Annotated in this window: 17 protein-coding genes; all 17 read left to right on the top strand. The window is 73.1% G+C overall.

Going from position 1 to position 20504, the window contains the following annotated elements:
• The first annotated feature begins 171 nt into the window (after nucleotides 1–171).
• The 17 genes from ACZ67Q_RS26245 to ACZ67Q_RS26165 all read left to right on the top strand — a co-directional run bounded on the left by ACZ67Q_RS26245 (nucleotide 172) and on the right by ACZ67Q_RS26165 (nucleotide 20442).
• Entirely contained in the window at nucleotides 172–600 is a 429-nt protein-coding gene (locus tag ACZ67Q_RS26245) for a hypothetical protein (RefSeq protein ID WP_471186530.1), read from the top strand.
• Between the two features lie 587 nt (nucleotides 601–1187).
• Nucleotides 1188–2087, top strand: coding sequence for a TatD family hydrolase (locus ACZ67Q_RS26240; RefSeq protein ID WP_471186527.1), 900 nt, complete (start codon nucleotides 1188–1190; stop codon nucleotides 2085–2087).
• Between the two features lie 103 nt (nucleotides 2088–2190).
• The gene (locus tag ACZ67Q_RS26235) at nucleotides 2191–3639 is read left to right on the top strand and encodes a ubiquitin-like domain-containing protein (protein ID WP_471186524.1); all 1449 of its coding nucleotides are present in this window, start codon (nucleotides 2191–2193) and stop codon (nucleotides 3637–3639) included.
• Between the two features lie 45 nt (nucleotides 3640–3684).
• Complete coding sequence (gene rsmA / locus ACZ67Q_RS26230) at nucleotides 3685–4551, top strand: 16S rRNA (adenine(1518)-N(6)/adenine(1519)-N(6))-dimethyltransferase RsmA (RefSeq protein WP_471186522.1); 867 nt, start codon at nucleotides 3685–3687, stop codon at nucleotides 4549–4551.
• Nucleotides 4552–5448 carry a 4-(cytidine 5'-diphospho)-2-C-methyl-D-erythritol kinase gene (locus ACZ67Q_RS26225; protein ID WP_471186519.1) on the top strand — a complete coding sequence of 299 codons (897 nt, stop codon included), beginning with the start codon at nucleotides 4552–4554 and terminating at the stop codon, nucleotides 5446–5448. It abuts the gene before it with no gap.
• A 152-nt stretch (nucleotides 5449–5600) separates the two neighbouring features.
• Nucleotides 5601–6485, top strand: a complete 885-nt coding sequence (locus ACZ67Q_RS26220) for a glycosyltransferase family 2 protein (RefSeq protein ID WP_471186516.1) — start codon at nucleotides 5601–5603, stop codon at nucleotides 6483–6485.
• Between the two features lie 45 nt (nucleotides 6486–6530).
• Nucleotides 6531–7046, top strand: coding sequence for a hypothetical protein (locus ACZ67Q_RS26215; protein WP_471186513.1), 516 nt, complete (start codon nucleotides 6531–6533; stop codon nucleotides 7044–7046).
• Nucleotides 7043–9376 carry a hypothetical protein gene (locus ACZ67Q_RS26210; RefSeq protein ID WP_471186510.1) on the top strand — a complete coding sequence of 778 codons (2334 nt, stop codon included), beginning with the start codon at nucleotides 7043–7045 and terminating at the stop codon, nucleotides 9374–9376. The genes ACZ67Q_RS26215 and ACZ67Q_RS26210 overlap by 4 nt, the downstream gene beginning before the upstream one ends.
• Before the next feature lie 75 nt (nucleotides 9377–9451).
• Nucleotides 9452–11782 (top strand): glycosyltransferase family 4 protein, encoded by a 2331-nt coding sequence (locus ACZ67Q_RS26205; protein ID WP_471186508.1) that lies wholly within the window; start codon nucleotides 9452–9454, stop codon nucleotides 11780–11782.
• Nucleotides 11783–11800: 18 nt separating this feature from the next.
• Nucleotides 11801–13138 (top strand): glycosyltransferase family 4 protein, encoded by a 1338-nt coding sequence (locus tag ACZ67Q_RS26200; protein WP_471186505.1) that lies wholly within the window; start codon nucleotides 11801–11803, stop codon nucleotides 13136–13138.
• 57 nt (nucleotides 13139–13195) lie between these two features.
• A complete protein-coding gene (locus ACZ67Q_RS26195) occupies nucleotides 13196–13903 on the top strand; it encodes a nucleotidyltransferase domain-containing protein (protein ID WP_471186503.1) in 708 nt (235 codons plus the stop codon).
• Nucleotides 13900–14463 carry a 2'-5' RNA ligase family protein gene (locus ACZ67Q_RS26190; protein WP_471186500.1) on the top strand — a complete coding sequence of 188 codons (564 nt, stop codon included), beginning with the start codon at nucleotides 13900–13902 and terminating at the stop codon, nucleotides 14461–14463. The genes ACZ67Q_RS26195 and ACZ67Q_RS26190 overlap by 4 nt, the downstream gene beginning before the upstream one ends.
• Before the next feature lie 104 nt (nucleotides 14464–14567).
• Nucleotides 14568–15989: an oligosaccharide flippase family protein gene (locus ACZ67Q_RS26185; protein ID WP_471186497.1), complete on the top strand. Its 1422-nt coding sequence runs from the start codon at nucleotides 14568–14570 to the stop codon at nucleotides 15987–15989.
• Nucleotides 15986–17134 carry a glycosyltransferase family 4 protein gene (locus ACZ67Q_RS26180; RefSeq protein ID WP_471186494.1) on the top strand — a complete coding sequence of 383 codons (1149 nt, stop codon included), beginning with the start codon at nucleotides 15986–15988 and terminating at the stop codon, nucleotides 17132–17134. Before ACZ67Q_RS26185 ends, ACZ67Q_RS26180 begins: the two co-directional genes overlap by 4 nt.
• A complete protein-coding gene (locus ACZ67Q_RS26175; RefSeq protein WP_471186491.1) occupies nucleotides 17131–18036 on the top strand; it encodes a polysaccharide deacetylase family protein in 906 nt (301 codons plus the stop codon). Before ACZ67Q_RS26180 ends, ACZ67Q_RS26175 begins: the two co-directional genes overlap by 4 nt.
• Nucleotides 18033–19283 (top strand): carboxylate--amine ligase, encoded by a 1251-nt coding sequence (locus tag ACZ67Q_RS26170; RefSeq protein WP_471186488.1) that lies wholly within the window; start codon nucleotides 18033–18035, stop codon nucleotides 19281–19283. Before ACZ67Q_RS26175 ends, ACZ67Q_RS26170 begins: the two co-directional genes overlap by 4 nt.
• Nucleotides 19284–19293: 10 nt before the next feature.
• Nucleotides 19294–20442 (top strand): cellulase family glycosylhydrolase, encoded by a 1149-nt coding sequence (locus ACZ67Q_RS26165; RefSeq protein ID WP_471186485.1) that lies wholly within the window; start codon nucleotides 19294–19296, stop codon nucleotides 20440–20442.
• Nucleotides 20443–20504: the final 62 nt, after the last annotated feature.

Below are 20504 nucleotides of genomic sequence, written 5' to 3'. Positions count from 1 at the left end.
TAAACGTCCGTCACCGATGGCAAAGCCGAAACGGACCGAACGGGTCACTTTCGGCAAGGAAGCTCCAAATCGGGTCCAACACTCGACAGGACCCGTGCGTTCGCGGTCGCGGAAGCGTCCACTGGGTGAAGGGACGCATCCGTCCCTGTCCAGCGGACAACAGGAGCTGGCATGAGTGAGATCACCGGACAGCCCGGGCTGCGCAACGGCGCGACGGCCGTCGTCCACGAGTCGTACTCCTTCGCCTGCATGCGCTGCGGCACCGGCTGGGAGCAGTCGTACGAGATAGAGCACCACACCGACGCCGACGGCAACGCGTTCGTGCTGTACGTCGCCGACGGGCGCGTCGTGCCCTCGCCGCTGCAACGGCCCCGCTGCCAGAGCTGCGACAGCCACGTGATCCGCATCATGCGGCCGGGGCGCGTGGCCTCGGTGCGCGGCGCGCACGACATGCACCGGGTGCCGCCGGCCGGACCCCTGGAGGTGCCGCAGGTGCCCTCGGCGTCCGGAGCGGCCGCGCCGGGCCTTGCCGCCGAGCGGCGGCACTGGCACCTGTCCGACCTCCTGCACGCCCTCCACCTCCACCGCAAGGCGAGCTGAGGGCAGCGGCGCCTTCCCCGCAGGGGGCGAGCGCCCGGGATTCCCTCCCGGCGGAGGGCCGAGCGCCCGGGATGCCGTCCCCGCCGGTGGCCACGGGCCTCGCCCGGGATGCCGTCCCCGCCGGTGGCCACGGGCCTCGCCCGGGATGCCGTCCCCGCCGGTGGCCACGGGCCCAGGGCGCTCCTCAGGGCGACGTGACTCGGTGCCCGGGGGCCCTCCCCGCAAAGGGGGTCAAGGGCCCGGGGCCCCTTCCCGCAGAGGGCCGAGCCCGGCCGGGGGTGCTCCTCAGAGCGATGTGAGCCGGTGCCCGGGGGCCCTCCCCGCAAAGGGGGTCGAGGGCCCGGGGCCCCTTTCCGCCGAGGGCCGAGCCCGGCCGGGGGTGCTCCTGAGGCCGACGTGAGCCGACGCCCGGGATGCCCTCCCCGCAGGGGGAGGAGCGCCCGCGACGCCCGTCCCCGCAGGGGGGTGCCCGCGACGCCCGTCCCCCGCAGGGGGCGCCCGCGACGCTCTTCCGTGTGATGTGCGCCCGAGCGCCCGCGTCGCCGTGGACGGAACGGACGGCAGGCCCCTTTCGTAGGATCGGGGGCATGCCTGCGAACGCCCCCGACCCGGCCGACCCGCGCGACAAGAACGCCGCGCCGCCCCTCCCGGAACCCCTGAGGGTCCCCGTCGCCGACTCCCACACCCACCTCGACATGCAGTCCGGCACCGTGGCCGAGGCGCTCGCGAAGGCCGCCTCCGTGGGCGTGACGCACGTCGTCCAGGTCGGCTGCGACCTGGCCGGATCCCGCTGGGCGGCCGAGACGGCGGCCGCGTACGACACCGTGCACGCGACCGTCGCCCTGCACCCCAACGAGGCCCCGCGCATCGTCCACGGCGACCCCGACGGCTGGTCCCGGCAGGGCGCGCGCACCCCCGGCGGCGACGCCGCCCTGGACGAGGCGCTCGCCGAGATCGACCGGCTCGCCGCGCTGCCGCAGGTCAAGGGCGTCGGTGAGACCGGCCTCGACTACTTCCGCACCGGCCCGGAGGGCAAGGCGGCGCAGGAGCGGTCCTTCCGCGCCCACATCGAGATCGCCAAGCGGCACGGCAAGACCCTCGTCATCCACGACCGCGACGCCCACGCGGACGTGCTGCGGGTGCTGAAGGAGGAGGGCGCCCCCGAGCGGACCGTCTTCCACTGCTACTCCGGCGACGCCGAGATGGCACGGATCTGCGCGAGCGCCGGCTACTACATGTCGTTCGCCGGCAACGTCACCTTCAAGAACGCCCAGAACCTGCGCGACGCCCTCGCCGTCGCCCCGCCGGAGCTGATCCTCGTCGAGACCGACGCGCCCTTTCTGACGCCGGTGCCCTACCGCGGCCGGCCCAACGCGCCCTACCTCGTGCCGGTCACCGTGCGCGCGATGGCCGCCGTACGCGGCACCGACGAGGACACGCTGGCGGCCGCCCTCGGCGCCAACACCGCCCGGGCCTTCGGCTACTGACCGTCTGTTCGCCACCCTCGGTAGCCGCGCCGCTTTGGAGAGTGAGCGCGGCTCCGCTAGGTTCTGGGCCCGATCCGGACCCCTTCGGAACTGGAGTGGCGGCGTGAACAACTCCCCGTACGCGTACCCGCAGTACTCGCCGTATCAGCCGCAGCCGCAGCGGGAGGACGCGGAGCCCCAGCAGTGGGAGGACGCGGCGCCCCGGCCGCGCCGGCAGGACACCGAGCCGTATCCGCCGCAGGGGCGGTACGCCGAGCCGCAGCCGCTGTATCCGCCGTGGCACCCCGCCTTCGACCCCTACACGGCCGAGACCCTGGGGTACGGCGAGGTGTACGAGCCCCCGACGGCGCCCGCCCCCGCCCCGGTAACGGTGCCACCCGCACCCGCCCCGGCCCCGCGAACGGTGGCGCACCGCCGGGTCGCGCGCCGGCGCAGAGCGCGCTACGCCGAGCGCGCGGACGGCTCCGTGCGCCGCCTGCTGCCGCAGGCCCTCGTGGTCGCCTTCCTGGCCGGCGGGACCACCGCCTTCGTCGCCGAGGACAAGGCCGTCGAGCTGAGCGTCGACGGCGGCCGGCCGCGCACCCTGCACACCTTCGCCGACGACGTGAGCGACCTGCTCGCCCAGGAGGGCATCGAGGTCGGGGCGCACGACGTGGTGGCACCCGGTCGAGGCGCCCACCTGGAGAACGGCGACGAGGTCGCGGTCCGCTACGCGCGCCCCGTACGGCTCACGATCGACGGACAGTCGCGCGAGGTGTGGACGACCGCGCACACCGTCGAGGAGGCGCTGGAACAGCTCGGCGTGCGCGCGGAGGGCGCCTACCTGTCCCTCGCGCGCTCCCAGCGCATCGGACGGGCCGGGCTCGCCGTCGACGTGCGCACCGAACGTGCCGTGACCGTCATGGCGGACGGGCAGGCCCGCACCATCCGCACCAACGCGGCGACCGTGCGCGAGGCCGTCGAGCAGGCCGGCTTCACGCTGCGCGGCCAGGACACCACCTCCGTCGCGCCGGGCAGCTTCCCGCGCGACGGGCAGACCGTCACCGTGCTGCGGATCAGGGGCGCCAAGGAGGTACGGGAGGAACCGATCCCGTTCCCCGAGCAGCGCACCGACGACCCGTCCCTCTTCCGGGGGACGGAGGTCGTCGAGCAGCAGGGCCGGCCCGGCCTGCGCCGGGTGACGTACAGCCTGCGGACCGTCAACGGCGTACGGCTCAAGCCGCGGCGCGAGCAGACCGAGGTGGTGCGCCGGCCGCGCACCCAGATCGTGCGGGTGGGCACCAGAGCGCTGCCGAACTCCGTCCACGGCGCCGACCACCTGAACTGGCAGTCCCTCGCCGTCTGCGAGTCCGGCGGCCGGCCCGACGCCGTCGACCCGTCGGGGACGTACGGCGGGCTGTACCAGTTCGACACCCACACCTGGCACGCCCTCGGCGGCACCGGCCGCCCGCAGGACGCGCCCGCGGCGGAACAGACGTACCGGGCGAAGAAGCTGTACACGCGCAGCGGCGCGAGCCCCTGGCCGCACTGCGGGGCGCGGCTGCACGGCTGAGCGGCCCCGGCCGTCGCGCCCCGCGCGCCCCCGTACCCTTGTTCCGTGAGCAGCCCCACCCCGGACGCCCTGCTGGGCCCCGCCGACATCCGTGAACTCGCGGGCGCCCTCGGCGTCCGTCCCACCAAGCAGCGGGGACAGAACTTCGTCATCGACGCCAACACGGTCCGCCGGATCGTCCGCACCGCCGGCGTCCGGCCCGACGACGTGGTCGTCGAGGTCGGCCCGGGGCTGGGCTCGCTGACCCTGGCGTTGCTGGAGGCCGCCGAGCGGGTGACGGCCGTCGAGATCGACGACGTGCTGGCGTCCGCGCTGCCCGCGACGATCGCCGCGCGGATGCCGGAGCGCGCCGAGCGGTTCGCGCTGGTGCACTCCGACGCCATGCACGTCACCGAGCTGCCGGGCCCGCCGCCCACCGCGCTGGTCGCGAACCTGCCGTACAACGTGGCCGTGCCGGTCCTGCTGCACATGCTCGACACCTTCCCGAGCATCGAGCGCACCCTGGTGATGGTGCAGGCGGAGGTCGCCGACCGGCTCGCCGCGGGCCCCGGCTCGAAGGTGTACGGCGTGCCGTCCGTGAAGGCCAACTGGTACGCCGAGGTCAAGCGGGCCGGCGCCATCGGCCGCAACGTCTTCTGGCCCGCGCCGAACGTCGACAGCGGGCTGGTCTCCCTGGTGCGGCGCACCGAGCCGATCAGGACGTCGGCCTCCAAGAAGGAGGTCTTCGCGGTGGTCGACGCGGCCTTCGCCCAGCGCCGCAAGACGCTGCGCGCGGCCCTCGCCGGCTGGGCCGGGTCGGCGGCGGCCGCCGAGGCGGCGCTTGTCGCGGCGGGTGTCTCGCCGCAGGCCCGCGGGGAGGCGCTGACCGTCGAGGAGTTCGCGCGGATCGCCGAGCACAAGGAGCAGGCTTAAGTGAGCGTCACCGTCCGCGTCCCCGCCAAGGTCAACGTGCAGCTCGCGGTCGGCGCCGCACGCCCCGACGGCTTCCACGACCTGGCCAACGTCTTCCTCGCCGTCGGCCTGTACGACGAGGTCACCGTCACCGAGGCCGACGAGCTGCGGGTGACCTGCGCGGGAGCGGACGCCGGGCAGGTCCCGCTGGATCGCACGAACCTCGCGGCCCGCGCGGCCGAGGCGCTCGCGGCGCGGTACGGCATCGAGCCGGCCGTCCGTCTGCACATCGCCAAGGACATCCCCGTCGCCGGCGGCATGGCGGGCGGCAGCGCGGACGGCGCGGGCGCCCTGCTGGCCTGCGAGGCGCTGTGGAACACGGGCGCCACCCGTGAGGAGCTGCTGGAGATCTGCGCCGAGCTGGGCAGCGACGTGCCGTTCAGCCTGGTCGGCGGGGCGGCGCTGGGCACCGGGCGGGGCGAGAAGCTCGAGCCCCTCGAGGTCGGCGGCACCTTCCACTGGGTATTCGCGATGGCCGAGCGGGGGCTGTCGACGCCGGCGGTGTTCCGCGAGTTCGACCGGCTGGCGCAGGGCAGGGACATCCCCGGGCCGCAGGCCTCGCGGGCGGTTCTGGAGGCGCTGGCGAAGGGCGACGCGGACGCGCTGGCCGCGGCCGTCACCAACGACCTGGAGCCGGCCGCGCTGTCCCTCTACCCCGAGCTGGCGGACACCCTGGCGGTGGGCCGGTCGGCGGGCGCGCTGACGGCGCTGGTGTCGGGGTCGGGCCCGACGACGGCGTTCCTGGTCCGGGACGGGGCGGGTGCCGAGGAGGTCGCGCAGGCGCTGCGGACGTCGGGCAGCTGCCGGAGCGTGCGCATCGCGTCAGGACCGGTGGCCGGGGCGACGGTCATCGACTAGGGCTCGTCCCGTTTTAACCCGTTATCGCTGTTTTTTGCTCTTGACGGCGAGAGTTCCGGTGGGCACAGTAGGGACGTATACGACGTAAGCGTACATAGGTCACTGACACGGCACTCTTACGTCTGAGGGGCTCAAAGCGAGGAGGGCCCGCGATGAGCGCACCAGACATCCCTGTTTTCCCGGCGCCCAGCGGCCGGAAGTGGTCGGGCGACGGCCCGGTGAAGCTCTCCATCCTGATGGCGGCGTACAACGAGGAGAGGACGATCGCCGCAGCGGTCGACTCGGTGCTCGCTCACGAGTACCCGTGCGAGATCGAACTGATCGTCGTCGACGACGGCAGCAGCGACCGCACTCCGCTCCTGCTGGCCCAGCACACGAGCCCCCTGGTGATCACGCACCGGCACGCGCACAACCTCGGCAAGGGCGCCGCCCTGCTCACGGCCGGGAAGCTGGCCACGGGAACGCACATTCTTCCGTTCGACGCCGATCTGGAGTATTCGCCGGACGACATCCCGCGGCTTTTGGAACCCGTCCTCCAGGGGCGCTGCGACGTCGTCTACGGGGCGCGGCTCTTCGGACAGAACACCGTCTACCAGTCGTACCGCTACGCCCTGGGAAACGAGCTGATGACGCTCGTGGCCAATGTGCTCTTCGACGCGCACCTCGCCGACATGCACACCTGCCTGAAGCTGATTCCGCTGTCCCTCTTCCGCTCCCTGCACCTGCACGCGCGGGGTTTCGGACTGGACACGGAGATCACCGCCTGTCTGCTCCGTATCGGCGTCCGCCCCTTCGAGGTGCCGGTGAGCTATTACAGCCGGTCGCACGCCGAGGGCAAGAAGATCAGCTGGCAGGACGCCGTCGACTGCTTCCGCATTCTGGGCAGGGTCCGTTGCATGCGCAGGGAGCGTGTCGGCCCCGGCGCCTCGGCCCCGCGGGCGCTGCCGGCCCGGCTCCCCGATTTCCAGGCCGAGCACGGCGTCACCGGCCGGTGGGCTGCGGGCCGGCACGACGTCCGCAGACCGTCCCAGCGTTGATCGCGGGGTCGCGGTGGCCGGCGGCGCTCCGAAGGAGAAAGCAGCATGAGCCCCTTCCTCGACAGCCTCAAGAAGCCGTCGCAGCAGGAAACGGCACCCGCCGGCGAGGCGAGTGGCGAACACCGGCGTCGCCGCCGCCTCGTGTTCGTGGTGCTGCTCGTCCTGGTCGTCGCCGTGGTGGGCGTCCTGGTGACCCCGGCCGCCCGCCGTGAGCTGCGGGCATCGTTCACCCAGCTGCCGACCCACTACACGGAGCTCTACTTCACGAGCGCGCCGTCCGTCCAGCACGCCCAGGTCGTCGTTCCGGTGGCGGTCGTCCGCCACGGTGACGGCAAGGGGAGCGACCGGCTCCATGTCTGGCTCGCGTCGTCCGCCGGCCGTACCACGGCGTCGTCCATCACCACGCTCCCGAACCGGCCGGACGGCCGCACGGCGACGATCACGCGGCTGCCGCTGCGCGCGGGTGCCCAGGTGGTCCATGTCGCGCTGCTCGGCCACCCCGAATCGCTGCACTTCCGTCTGGGACCCGGCAGCGCCGAGAACACCAAGGGCTCACCATGACCGCCGTCGCCCTCCTGGCGGGGCGGGTGGCAGGACGCCGCGCGCTCCTCGGAGGCACCGCCCTCGCCGCCCTCATCGAACTCCTGCCCGGCGCTCCCACGGGGCTGCTGACGCTCGCGGGTCTCTGGCTCCTCCTCGGCGCCCCGACGGTGCTCTGGTACGGCATCGCCGGACGCGTCGTGTCGACCCGGGACGGCCGGGCGCTGGTCGCCGTCGGCCTCAGCGTTCTCACCGCCATGGTCGTCGCCCTGCTGGTGAACACCGCCCTGCCGGCCGTCGGCATCGGGCAGCCGCTCGCCCGCGTCCCCCTCGCGCTCGCCTCCACGCTGGCCGTCGCCGTCCTCGCGCTCGCCGTGGATCCCCCCGCCGAGCGCCTCGCCGACGTCCTCACCCGCTGGCGTGAGGCGAGCACCCGGAACCTGCCGCCGGGCCTCGTCGCGGTGTCGGCCCTCGGCGCCCTCACCCTCCTCCTGTCCGTCGCCGGCCCGATCCGGCTGAACAACGAGGCGGGTTCGGGCGTCAGCTTCACCGCGATGATCGCCGTGGCGGCGCTGCTCGGGCTCCTGATGTGGCGGCGCCGGCGCTACGGGGCCCCCGTCATCGCCCTGGGCCTGTTCTGCGCGGCGGCGGGACTCCTGCTGCTCACCTCGCTGCGCGGGTGGTACATCACCGGCCACGACATCCGGCAGGAGTTCCAGGTCTTCCAGCTGACCGCCTCCGCGAACCACTGGGACATGACCGCCTACCGCAACGCGTACAACGCCTGCATGAGCATCACCTTGCTGCCGACGTCGCTGGTACGGCTGACGGGGATCTCCGGCGTCTACGTCTTCAAGGTCCTCCTGCCGCTGCTCTTCGCCCTCACCCCGGCTCTGGTCTACCGCGCGGTGCGCAACGTCGCGCCTCAGCTCGTGGCGTTGCTGTCGGCCGTCTTCTTCATGACGTTCCCGACGTTCTTCACGGACATGGCGTTCCTGGCACGTCAGGAGATCGCCTTCCTCCTGCTCGGCTGCGCCATGGTGGTGCTGACCGACGGCGGCCGCTCCCTGCGCAGCCGGCGGGTCGCCTTCACCGTGCTGGCCATGGGCGTCGTCCTCGCCCACTACTCCACCACCTACATCATGGTGCTGACCCTGGCGCTGGCGTTCGCCACCGACCTCCTGTGGCGGATGGGCACACGGCTGAGGAAGGGAACACCGCGGATCGGTGCTCAGCGAAGCTTCCTCGTCTGGTGGATCGTCGTCGCCACCGCCGCCGCCGCTGTCGTCTGGGCCGGCCCCGCCACCCACACCGGCGGGCAGCTGCGGGAGACCATCAGCGCGACCGTGCACGATCTGCGCACCGGCCAGGTGGGGAACCGGTCGTCGGACGTGCGGTACAGCCTCATCGGCGGGAACAAGGTCAGTGCGGCTCAGCGTCTGAGCGAGTACCGCACCCACACGGTGCAGCTCAGGCAGGCGGCTTCCGCGGGCGGTGAGTTCCTGCCGTTGAGCGTGGTCGACGACTATCCCGTGCGAGCCGCGAAGGAGCAGCTCCAGCCGCTCACACCGGCCGGCCGTGCGCTGCAGGCCACCGGTGTCGACGTGCAGGCGGCGAACAGCGGCTTCCGCACGCTCGCCGCGGTGCTGCTGCAACTGCTGCTGTTCGCCGGTGTCGTGACGACCCTGTGGGGGCGGCGGAAGGCGTTCCGCCCGACGCGTGATCAGGTCACGCTGACCGTCGCGGCCGGCGTCGTGATCGGAATGCTCACGGTCCTGCCGCAGGTGTCCGTCGACTACGGGGTGCTGCGGGCTTTCCAGCAGGGCCTGATCATCTTCGCCCCGTTCGTCGCGGCCGGCCTGGTGTGGGTGTGCCGGTGGGCCGGGCGGCGGCGGGCGGCCCCCCTGGCGTGCGCGGTGGCGCTGGTGCTCTTCCTCGACCTCGCCGGTGCCGTGCCGAAAGTGCTCGGCGGCTATCCGCCGGTGCTGAACCTGGACAACGCCGGGCGCTACTACGACAACTACTACATCCATCCCCAAGGGCGCACGGCGTTCGCGTACCTCCTGACCCGCATCCCGGGACAGCACGTGAACGTGCAGCCGCAGGACCAGACGGACCGCGCCGCCTACACCCGGCTGGAGGACCGCTTCGGCACCCAGGGGCTGAACAGCGTCTACCCGACGCTCATCAGGAAGGACGCCTACGTCCTTCTCGGCTGGACCGCGGTCCGCAAGGGCCAGGCGACGGTCTACTACGGCGGCGACGGCGTGCCCTATCGCTATCCGACCGCCTTCCTGGACGCGACCAAGAACAAGATCTACAGCAGTGACGGGGCGGAGATCTTCCGATGATCCGCGGCCCCTCGGGCTCCGGATGATCCGCGGCCCCTAGGGCTCCCGGCACGACGGCACCGGCAGGAGGCTTCCATGACGGCCCGCACCGTCCTGCTCGCGGTGGAGCACAGCGAGCAGGACCTCGGCGACGTGGAGCACTACGTGGGGCAGCTCGCGCGGTCCCTGCGGTCACGGCACGACTGCCGTGTGGTGATCGCGACGACGGCGGGTGACGGGACGGCATCGGGACGGTACGCAGGTCTCAGCGGTGTCCCGGTGTACCGTCTCGCGGCGCCCTGGCCGACGGCGCGCACCTCCCTGGGGCTCAACTGGCGGCGGGGTCTGCGCCGGATCATCGAGGCGGAACGGGTCGATCTGGTCGACGCGCACGCGTCCGTGCCGTCACCGCTCTTCGCCGAGGCCGCCGCACGCGCCGGTGACGGCCTTCCGTACGTGCTGACGTGTCATCACACGGGCACGAGCGGCGAGGGCCGGGCGGTGACCGGTCCGCTGTCCGCCGGGCACGGGCGCACGGTGCTGGCCCGGGCCGTGCGCCGGGCGCAGGAGGTGGTGTGCTCGTCGGACGCCGCCGTCACCGACCTGCCCGAGCTCCTCGTGGGGCGCTCGACCGTGCTTGCCCCGGGCGTCGATCCGGGGTGGTTCACCCCGAGCCCGGTGCCGGGCGCGCCGCGCATCGTCTTCTGCGGGGCGCCGCCGGAGCGGGACGCCGATCACCGGGAACTGTCCGATCTGCTGCGGGCGATGACCGTGCTGTCCCGCACGGTTCCCGATGTGCGGCTGGAGATCGTGCACCACGATTGTTCGGGGCGGGTGTGGGAGGAGCGCGCGCGGCGGCTGGGGCTGGACGGCAGGGTGACCTTCACCGGACGGCCGACGGACGACCAACTGACCGCGGCCTACCGGCGCGGACGCGTCCTGGTCCTGCCCGCTCACCCCGAGGGCGCGGCCGCCGAGGCGATGGCCTGCGGACGCCCGCTCGTCAGCACCTCCGGCGGCGGTGCCTCCCCGCTCCTCGCGCACGGCGACCACGGTCTGTGCGTCGCGCCGGGGGACGTGACGGGGCTGGCCGAAGCGCTCGGCTCGGTGCTGCGGGACGACGCACTCGCCCGGCGCCTGGGCGTGGCGAGCCGCACGGAGGCGGTCCGTGAACTGTCGTGGGACCGGCAGGCGGACCGGACCGTCGAGGTGTTCGACCGTGCCGCGGACCCCGGCCGCCGGATCCACACGGTCGCCGTCGTCGCTCCCAACTACTTCCCGAAGATCGGCGGCGTCGAGAATTACGCCAGGCGCGTCGCCCACGCGGTCGCCGGCGACCCCGCGATGCGGGCCGTCGTCATCACCGCGCACCCGACCCGGCGGCGCACCTCGGTCGGGTCCGACGGCGACGTGCCCGTGGTCCGTCTCGGAACGTGGGCGCGCCATCTCAACACCCCCGTCAATCCGCTCTGGTTGTGGCAGATGGGCCACTGGCTGCGCCGACTCGGCGTCGACCTCGTCAACGCCCACGCCCCGGTGCCCGGGCTCGGGGATCTCGCGGTCGTCGTGTCCGGGCACCGCCCGGCCGTGCTGACCTACCACGCCGGCTCGATGGTCCAGGGGCACAAGGACGTCGACCTGCTGGTCAACGCCTACGAGCGGTACGTCCTGCCCCGGGTGTTCGCGCGGGCCCGTGCGCTGGTCGCAAGCTCACCGGTCTCGTTCGCCTACGGCCGTCCGGGCGCCCTCGAGATCACACCGGGTGTCGACGTGGAACGGTTCACGCCGGGTCCGCCGGCGTCGACGCGGCCACGCACCGTCCTCTACGTCGGGCGGCTGGACCGGGCGTCGCCGTGGAAGGGCATCGACGTCCTGCTGCGGGGGTTCGCGGCCTTGGCCGACCTGCCCGACGTCCGGTTGCGGCTGGTGGGCGGCGGGGACGCCCTCCCCGATCACATGGCTCACGCGCGACGGCTCGGGATCGCCGACCGCGTGGAGTTCGCCGGCCGGGTCCCCGCCGACGCCCTGCTGGACGCCCTGCGGACCGCAGCCGTGCTGGTGCTGCCCTCGCAGACCGACGCGGAGTCCTTCGGGACCGTGCTGGTCGAGGCGATGGCCTGCGGCACACCCGTGGTGGGCTCCGACGCGGGAGGGCCCCGGCACGTGATCACGCCGGGCGTCACGGGGCTGCTGTTCCCGCACGAAGATCCCGTCGCGCTGGCCGCGGCCTGCAGACGGCTGCTGCTCGACGGGGAGCTGGCCGACCGTATGGGCGACGCCGGCCGGCGGTGCGCCGTCGAACGCTATGCCTGGCCGGCCCTGACCGAGCGCTGTCTTGCGCTCTTCCGGTCACTTCTGCCCGCCGGACCGGCACCGGACGCGGTGGTGAGGCCGCGTGCGGGGCTGCGGGAACGCGTGCGGGGCTGAGAGAAGAGATGTGAGGCGATGGCGATGAAGAGCGCCGGGGAGCGTGAGGCGATGAAGAGCGCCGGGGAGCGTGGGGCGACGAAGAAGGCCGGGGAGCGTCCGTCCGACCGTCCGGCCGCGGCACCCGGGCCGGCCGGGGAAGCCGGCCGGGGCCGGGTGCGCACCGTTGCCGTCGTCACGCCGTACTACCCGCCGCACCTCGGAGGTTCGGAGAACTACGCCGCCATGGTCGCCCGCGCCGTCAACGGCGACCCGGCGATGCGGGCCGTGGTGATCACCACCAACCCGACGGGCTGGCGCACCACGTTCGGGGTCGACGAAGGGGACGTCCAGGTCGTCCGGCTGGGCACCTGGGCGCGCTGGTCCAACACGCCGCTGAACCCGCTGTGGCCGCGGCAGCTGCGGTACTGGCTGGACCTGCTGAAGGTCGACCTCGTCCACGCGCACGCCCCGGTCCCCGGCCTGGGCGATCTCGCGGTTGCGCTGTCCGGACCGCGCCCGGCCGTGCTGACGTACCACGCCGGATCGATGAGCAAGGGGCGCCGCAGCGTCGACCTGCTGATCCGCTGGTACGAGCGGCACATCCTGCCCCGGGTGTTCGCCCGGGCCGGCGCGGTGGTCGCCGTGGCACCCGTCTCGCTCGCCGCCGGCCGTCCGGGGGCCGTCGAGATCACCCCGGGTGTCGACCTGGACCGGTTCACACCGGGCCCGCCGCCGTCGACACGGCCGCGCACCGTCGTGTACGTGGGCCGCATGGACCGCACGTCGCGGTGGAAGGGCGTAGAGGTCCTGCTGCGGGCGTTCGCGGGGCTGGGCGACCTGCCCGAGGCACGGCTGCGTCTGGTGGGCGACGGGGACGCCGTCCCCGACCTGGCGGCGCTGGCCGGGCGGCTCGGCATCGCCGACCGGGTGGACTTCACCGGTGCGCTGACCGGGGACACGCTGGTCGCGGCGATGCGGGGGGCCGCACTGCTCGTGCTGCCGTCCCTGACGGAGGCCGAGTGCCATCCCATGGCCCCGATGGAGGCGATGGCCTGCGGCACGCCGGTGGTGGGCTCCGACGTGGGCGGCATCCCGTACGTCGTCGCGCCGGATGTCACGGGGCTGCTGGTCCCGCCGGGCGACGCCGAGGCGCTGGCCGCCGCCTGCCGGCGGCTGCTGCGGGACGGCGCGCTCGCCGACCGCTTGGGCGCGGCCGGCCGGCGGCGCGCGGTCGAACGGTACGCCTGGCCGGCCCTGACCGAGCGCTACCTCCAGCTCTTCCGGACCCTTCTCGCGGAGACCGTTCTCCGGCCCCCTCACCACGGCCTTCCTGCGGCTGGGCCGTCCCTTGACGACCCCACGGACCCTCCCTAACATGGACATTTACACCGTAAATATACGTTGTTCGAACGCCGGAAGGGGGTGCCGGGCATGCCCACACGACCCGGCCGAGGACCGGACGCTCCCGCCGTCACGCCGCCGGTCAGCGCGTCCCTCGCGGCGCGCCGGGCACTGGGCGCGGTCCGCTCCGTCGGGCGGGCCGTCCACCGCTCCCGGTTCGGGTTCCTCATGACTCCCCTGGCACGGCAGGGCCGCACCCGTACGGCACCCGCCGCCGACGTCCTCGCCGTGCTCGACGCGTTCCGCCGGGCCGATGTACGGGGGTGGCTGGCGGGCGGCTGGGGCGTGGACGCCCTGCTGGGCCTGCAGACACGACGGCATGCCGACATCGACGTCCTGATCGACTGGGAGGACGGCGTCGAGGAGAGGGCCAGGCGCGCCCTGGCCGGACTGGGTTTCCGGCGGCTGCAGGACGAGCTCATCACCGACGGCCGTCCGCTGTCGGTGCGCTGGGTGGTGGAGGACGGGCTGGTCGCCGTCGACATGCTCCCGGTCGATCTCGCCCGCTGGCCGTTCGTGGGGCTGCTCGGCGGGCGGGCCGAGGCCGCCGCCGCCCGGTCCGCCGCCCCGGCCGATCCGCTGCTCGACGACTCCGGAGTGGTCGCGGGACACCCGGTGCCCTGTGTGCCGCTCCGTCTCCAACTGGTGCTCCACCAGGGATATCCCATGCGCAAGTCGGACCTGCACGACTTCGCCCTTCTCGAGGACCTGTTCGTGCAGCGAAGGAGCGCGCCATGAAGAGCCGTGTCCGCTCGCTGCCCCGGAACCTGGCCGGCGCCGCGCTGCGTGTGCTGCGGCCCGGGAGCATCCTCCTGGTCCCCGCTCCCGAAGCGGCGCCGGCCCTGCGGGCATGGCAGGGCACGGAAGTGCTCCCCGGCGGGGTACCGGCCCATGTCACGGTGATGTACCCCTTCCTGCCGGCTCGCGCCGTCGACAGCGGCGTGGAGGCGGACCTCGCCCGCATCGCCGCCTCAATCCCGGCGTTCGATTACCGGCTCACCGAGGTGGGGCGGTTCCCGGGCGTGCTGTACCTGCGCCCGGTGCCTGCCGAGCCGTTCGCGGAACTCGTCCACCTCGTGACGCGGCGCTGGCCCGCCTACCAGCCGTACGGGGGCCAGTTCGCCGAGTTCGTCCCGCACGTCACGATGGCCCAGGACGGCGCGGCCCGCGGGGACACCGAGCGGCTGGACCGGATGCTGCCGATCGCCTGTCGGGCCACAGAAGTACTCCTGATGACGGAGAACGCACGAGGATGGCACACCAGAAGCCGATTCCCGCTGCGCGGAACCGTGCGGTGAGGACGTGGCGCAAGGTTCCTGCTGCCGGGGAGCAGTCCGGTGGCACCACCGGGGTGCGCCCACCCTCGAAGACTGCGGCGAGTCTCCACGCCAACGTGGGGGCCATGGCCACCGGCCGACTCGTGAAGTCGGCATTCCTGTGGGCCGCGGCGCTGATCGTCGTGCGTTCCCTGTCGCCCGACGACTTCGGCAAGTTCACCTTCATCTTCAGCGTCCTCGGCATGCTGAGCATCGTCACGGACCTGCAGATAGGGCGGATCGCCGTGGTCCGCCTCTCCAGCGACCTGCACGACCCGGGGAGTTTCGGCGGCACCTACATCCTGCTGCGGCTGGCCCTCGGCGTGGTCGGCTACGCGGTGGCCGTCGGCTTCGTCCTCGCCGCCGGATACCCGGCGGACGTCGTCCGGGCGACCGCTGTGGCCGCCGTGGTCGTCGTGGTGGCGACGCCGGCCAACGCCTACGACGCCGTGTTCGAGTCCTCGATGCGGCTGCGCCCCATCGCCGTCGCCGGCGCCTTCGGCGCACTCGGCAACCTGGCCCTGACCGCGGCGATCGCGTCGGCCGGCGGAACCCTCCTGCTGTTCGCCATTCCCGCGGTGGTGGCCGAGTTGCTGGGGATCGCCTGGAGGGCGTCGGCAGCGCACCGCGTCCTGCCCCTGCGGTACCGGGTCGACCTGCGCGAGTGGGGGGCGCTGGTCCGGGAGGCCGTGCCGCTGTCGGTCGGAGTCGGCCTGATGCTGGCCTACTACCGGATCGACTCGGTGATGCTGACCAAACTGGACTCGTTCACGGCCGCGGGCCAGTACGGGGTGGCGTACAAGTTCGTCGACCTGGCGCACTCCGTGTCGCTGTACGTCGCCATGGCCGTCCTGCCGCTGCTGGTGCGGGCCTGGCCGCACGAGCCCGCGGCGTTCCGGGCGGCCGCGGGACGCGCCGCGTCCCTGCTGGCCGTGGCCGGCGGCCTGCTGGTGTGCGAGTTCACGGTCTTCGCGCGGCCGGTGATCCACCTCCTGTACGGGGCGGCCTACGCCCCCGCGGCCGATGCCGCGCGCATCGTCGTGGCGTCCGAGTGCATCGCCTTCTTCACCCTCCTGGCCTTCAACTGCCTGGTGGCGGCCCGACGGCACCGCCGCTACCCCCTGGTCGCCCTGCTCGGCCTGATCGTCAACGTGGGGCTGAACCTCCTGCTCATACCCCGCTGGGGGTACATGGGCGCGGCGGTCAACACCCTGGTGACGGACGTCATGGTCTGCACCCTGATGCTGCTGTTGCTGCGCCGGGTGCCGGGGATGCGCCCGCTGCCCCTGTGGTCGTGGCGGAGCGCGCTGTGCGCCGCCGTGTGCGGGGCGGCCGCGGGCTGGACCGTCGCCCGGTTCTCCGTCTGGCCGCTCGGGGCGCTGGTGACCGCCCTCGTCTACGTGGCGGTCCTCAGAGCGCTGCGGGCGGTGGGACACCAGGACGGTGACCCCCGGCGCCCCGACGACACCTCACCCGCACCCGAGCGGGGCTGGGAGCAAGAACGATGAGAGTGCTGTTCATCAACGAAAACCTCGGCGGGCACACGACCATGCACCTTCATCTGCGGCAGGCGCTGCGCCAGGGTCACCCGGAGATCGAGGGGTACTTCCTGGACGTACCGCGGCGCTCGGTGCTCCGGATGATGGCGGCCGCCCCGGTGCCGCTCCTGTTCCGTCTCGACCTGGATCTGCAACCCCTCAGATTCCAGCTCGCGACCAGCGCCTGGGTCCGCAGCCGCCTGCGCGCACTGGAGGCGGAGTTCGACGCGATCCACGCCTACACCCAGAACACCATGCTGCTCAGCACGGCAACACTGCGCCGCAAGCCGTCCGTGGTGGGGCTTGACACCACGAACCTCCGCAACGCGTACATGCTGCCCTACCGGGAACCCACTCGCTGGACAGGGCCCATGCTCCGCCCCACCCTCCACCTGGAGACGGCGGTCTTCCGGTCGGCCGGCGCGATCGTGGCGAAGACCGAGTCGGCCGCGGCGTCGGTCCGCGAGCACTACGGCGTCGCAGGCAGCCGCCTGCGGGTCATCAGGCCCGGCATCATGCCCCACGAAGCCGACCCGCCCGCAGCTCCGGGGACGCTGCGCCGGCACCTCCCACGGATCGTGTTCGTCGGGGCACAGCTGGCACGCAAGGGCGGTCACCAACTCCTCGCAGTGCACCAGCGCCACCTCGCCGACCGATGCCAACTGGTGCTGATCACCCCGGAACACGTTCCCCCCGGCCGGAACGTCACGGTCGTCGACGACATCCGTCCCGGTGACCCCCGGCTCTGGGAGATCCTGCGCTCGTCCGCCGTCTTCGCCTTTCCCAGCCGTATCGATGCCTTCTCGATCGCCGTCCTGGAGGCCATGGACGCCGGACTGCCGGTCGTCGCCTGCGCGGTGAACGGCGTCCCGGAACTGGTGGCGGACGGCCAGACCGGCCTGCTGGTGGAGCCCGGTGACGACGGTCAGCTGCACGCGGCCCTCAGCGCGCTGCTCGACGCCCCGCTCCGGCGGGCGAGCATGGGAGCGGCCGGCCGGGCCCGTCTGCTGGAGAAGTTCGACGCCCGCCGGGAGGCGGCCGAGGAAGTGGCGGCCCTGCACGAGGTGGTGGCCCGCCACCGGGCCGCAAGCGTCGCGGGACGGAGCCCGGCATGATCCGCATTCCCATCCTCAACTACCACTGCGTCTCGGACTGTCCCGCGCCGTGGATCGCCGACTACACGGTGACGCCCGCCGACTTCCACCGCCAACTCGACCTGATCGTCGCCGGTGAGCGGACCGTCGTGCCCGTCTCCCGCCTCGCCGACGCGGCCGCCCGCCGCCGCCCCCTGCCGCGCAACCCTCTCGTCATCACGTTCGACGACGGATTCGCCGACTTCGCGGACGCCGCCGTCCCCGCCCTCACCGATCGTCACCTGCCCTGCACCCTCTACGCCGCCACCGGCTCCCTGGAGGGCCGGCGACCGCGCGAGACGGTCTTCCCGCCGCACCCGATGGTCAGCTGGAGCCGGCTGCCCGAGCTGGAGGAGCAGGGCGTGGAGATCGGATCCCACTCGCACACCCACCGCGACCTCGACCTGGCCGACCCCGGCGTGGCCGCGGACGAGATCGTCCGCAGCAAGGAGCTGCTCGAGGACGCCCTGGGGCACGCGATCACCACCTTCGCCTACCCCTACGGTCACTTCACGGCGCGGCTGCGCCGGACGGTCGCGCACAGCGGCTACGACTCGGCGTGCGCGGTGCGCGGCAGGCTGAGCCGGGTCGGCGACGACCTCTTCGCCCTCGCCCGGCTGCAGCTGCGCGCCGCCACCACCGTCGAGGACGTCGCCGCGTGGGTGGCCGGCCGGGGCGCCCGCGTCGCCTCGGCCCGGGCGGACACCCTCGGCATCCGCGCCGACCGGCTGCTGCGGCGCGCCCTGCGGCTGCCGGTGCTGGCCGAGGACGGCCTCGCCGATCCCCTCCCCGGGGACGGCCCCACCGGCCTCGGCCCCCGGGCCGCCGGCGCCGTCCCCGCCGACCCGATCCCCATTCCGGTACGACGACGGGAGTCGCGATGAACCACGAGGTGCCCGCGCTGCTGGTCAGGGTGGTCCACGCTCCGCAGCAGCACGGAGGTCTGGGTGTCCTCAGAACCCTGGGCAGGCTCGGCGTGCCGGTGTACGCCATGGTCGAGGACGCCTTCACGCCGATGGCCGTCTCGCGGCACCTGGCGGGCCGCTTCCTCATCCCGCCGGCCGTGGTGGACGACCCCCGGGAACTGCCCGACCTGCTGCTGCGCTTCGGGCGGGCCATCGGCCGCAGGGCGGTCGCCGTGGCGGCGGACGACGAGTCCGCCGTGCTGCTCGCCGAGCATGCCGAAACCCTGTCCGGACCGTTCCTGCTGCCTGGTGTGGATCCGACGCTGCCCCGCAGGCTGACCAGCAAAGAGGGCCTGTTCCGTATCTGTGTCGACCACGACGTGCCCGCGCCGCGGTCCCGCGCACCTGCCGATCGGGCGGAACTCCTCGCCCTCGGCCGTGACTGGGGCTACCCGCTGGTGCTGAAGAACCGGGAGGCGTTCACCCGGCTGAGCGCCCCCGTCGTCGAGCACACCACCGTGATCCGCAGCGAAGAGGACCTGCTCGCCTGCCTGGGCGCGCGGCAACGACCCTCCGTGCTCGCCCAGGAGTACATCCCGGACGAGGTGGCCGAGGACTGGATCACCCACCTGTACTGCGACCGCCGCGGCGTGCCGCGGGTGGTGTTCACCGGCTACAAGGTCCGCTCCTGGCCGCCGTACGAAGGAGCGACCACGCGCGCGTGGAGCCGCCCGAACCCGCCGCTCGCCGAGCTCGCCGCCGGACTGTGCCGGAAGATCGGCTATCGCGGCATCGCGGATCTCGACTGGCGGTTCGACCGGCGCGACGGCCGCTACAAGCTCGTCGACTTCAACCCCCGGATGGGAGCGCAGTTCCGGCTGTTCGAGACCGTGGAGGGCACCGACGTGGTCCGGGCGATGTACCTGGACCTGACCGGCCGGCCGGTCCCGGCGGGGCCGCAGCGAGTGGGCCGGATGTTCGTCCTCGGACAGGCCGATCTGCCCTCGGCCGTCGTCAGCGCCCGGCGTGAGCACAAGGTGCCCGAGGCGTTGCTGCCGCGGCGGGGCACGGAGCGGGCCTGGTGGTGCCGGGACGATCCGCTGCCGGCGCTCGCCGAAGCGGTGCGCTTCGCCGGCAGCGTCACCCGGCGCCTGGCCCGGGCCGGCGCCGACGCGCTGGACAAGCATCCGGTTCGTCCGCCTCTGACGGATATCCACCACCCTTAACATACGAGATGTGGTGAAAAACCAGCGGCGTCACAAGCTGTTCGCCGCCCTGGCGGCATTGGTCATGATCGAGATCGTGGGCACGGCCTGTACGAAGCACGGGCCGGACCCCCGGCCGGTCGGCGAGTCCCGGCACCTGCAGCTCGGTATCGCGTACGGCCACAGCCTCCTCGCGATGTCCGACGACGAGCTCGGCGCCGCTCTCGACGTGGCCGTCGAGGTGGGGGCCCGATGGGTGCGGGCCGACCTGTCGTGGCCGAGCGTCCAGCCCGACGGGCCGGACCAGCACCGGTGGACGAAGTTCGACCGGATCGTGAACGCGGCCACCGAACGTCACCTCAGCGTGCTGCCCATTCTCGGCTACACCCCCGAATGGGCGCGGCCCGAGGGATGCGACGACGAGAAGTGCCATCCCGCCCACCCCGAGGCCTTCGCGGACTTCGCCGCGGCAGCCGCGAAACACTACGGGCCGTCAGGCATCCACACCTGGGAGATCTGGAACGAGCCGAACCTGCCCGACTTCTGGAAGCCCCAGCCCGCTCCGACCGCCTACACGGAGCTGCTCCGGGCGACCAGCCGGGCGCTGCGCCGTCAGGACCCGTCGGCGTACGTCGTCCTCGGCGGGCTCGCCTCGGTGCACACGGGAGGCCCGAGGATCTCGGCGGTGGACTTCCTCTCGGTGGTGTCCGCACGCGGCGGCAACAAGTACATCGACGCCGTCGGCTACCACCCGTACACCTATCCGTACCTGGCGAGCGCCGACAAGCCGGGCGGCAACCCGTGGAAGCGCATCGACGGTACGCCGGACAGCCTGGAGGGCGTGCTGGCCGCGCACGGCACACCCGGCCTGCCCGTGTGGATCACCGAGTACGGAGCGCCCACCAACGGCCCCGGGATGGCGTCCGACGGGCGGCGTGAGACGATCACCGCGACGACGACCCACGTGACCGAGGGGCAGCAGGCCGCCATCGTGAAGGACGCGGTGCGCACCGCCGTCGCCACTCCGCACGTGGAGGCACTCTTCTGGTATTCCGGACGCGACCTCGGCACCGACACCTCCACGCGGGAGAACTTCTTCGGACTGCGCCGTGCCGACGGCAGCGCCAAGCCCGCCCTCGCCGCCCTGCGCCACGCCATCGCCGCACTCTCGGGAAGGTGACCGGCTCATCCGTCACGGCAAGGCCCTGACCTGCGGCGCTCCGGCCACCCACCCGCGCGCAT

Source organism: Streptomyces sp. NPDC036813, from assembly GCF_055609245.1.
The sequence above is the reverse complement of the archived record's forward strand: the minus strand, read 5'-3'. Positions and strand labels throughout refer to the sequence as shown.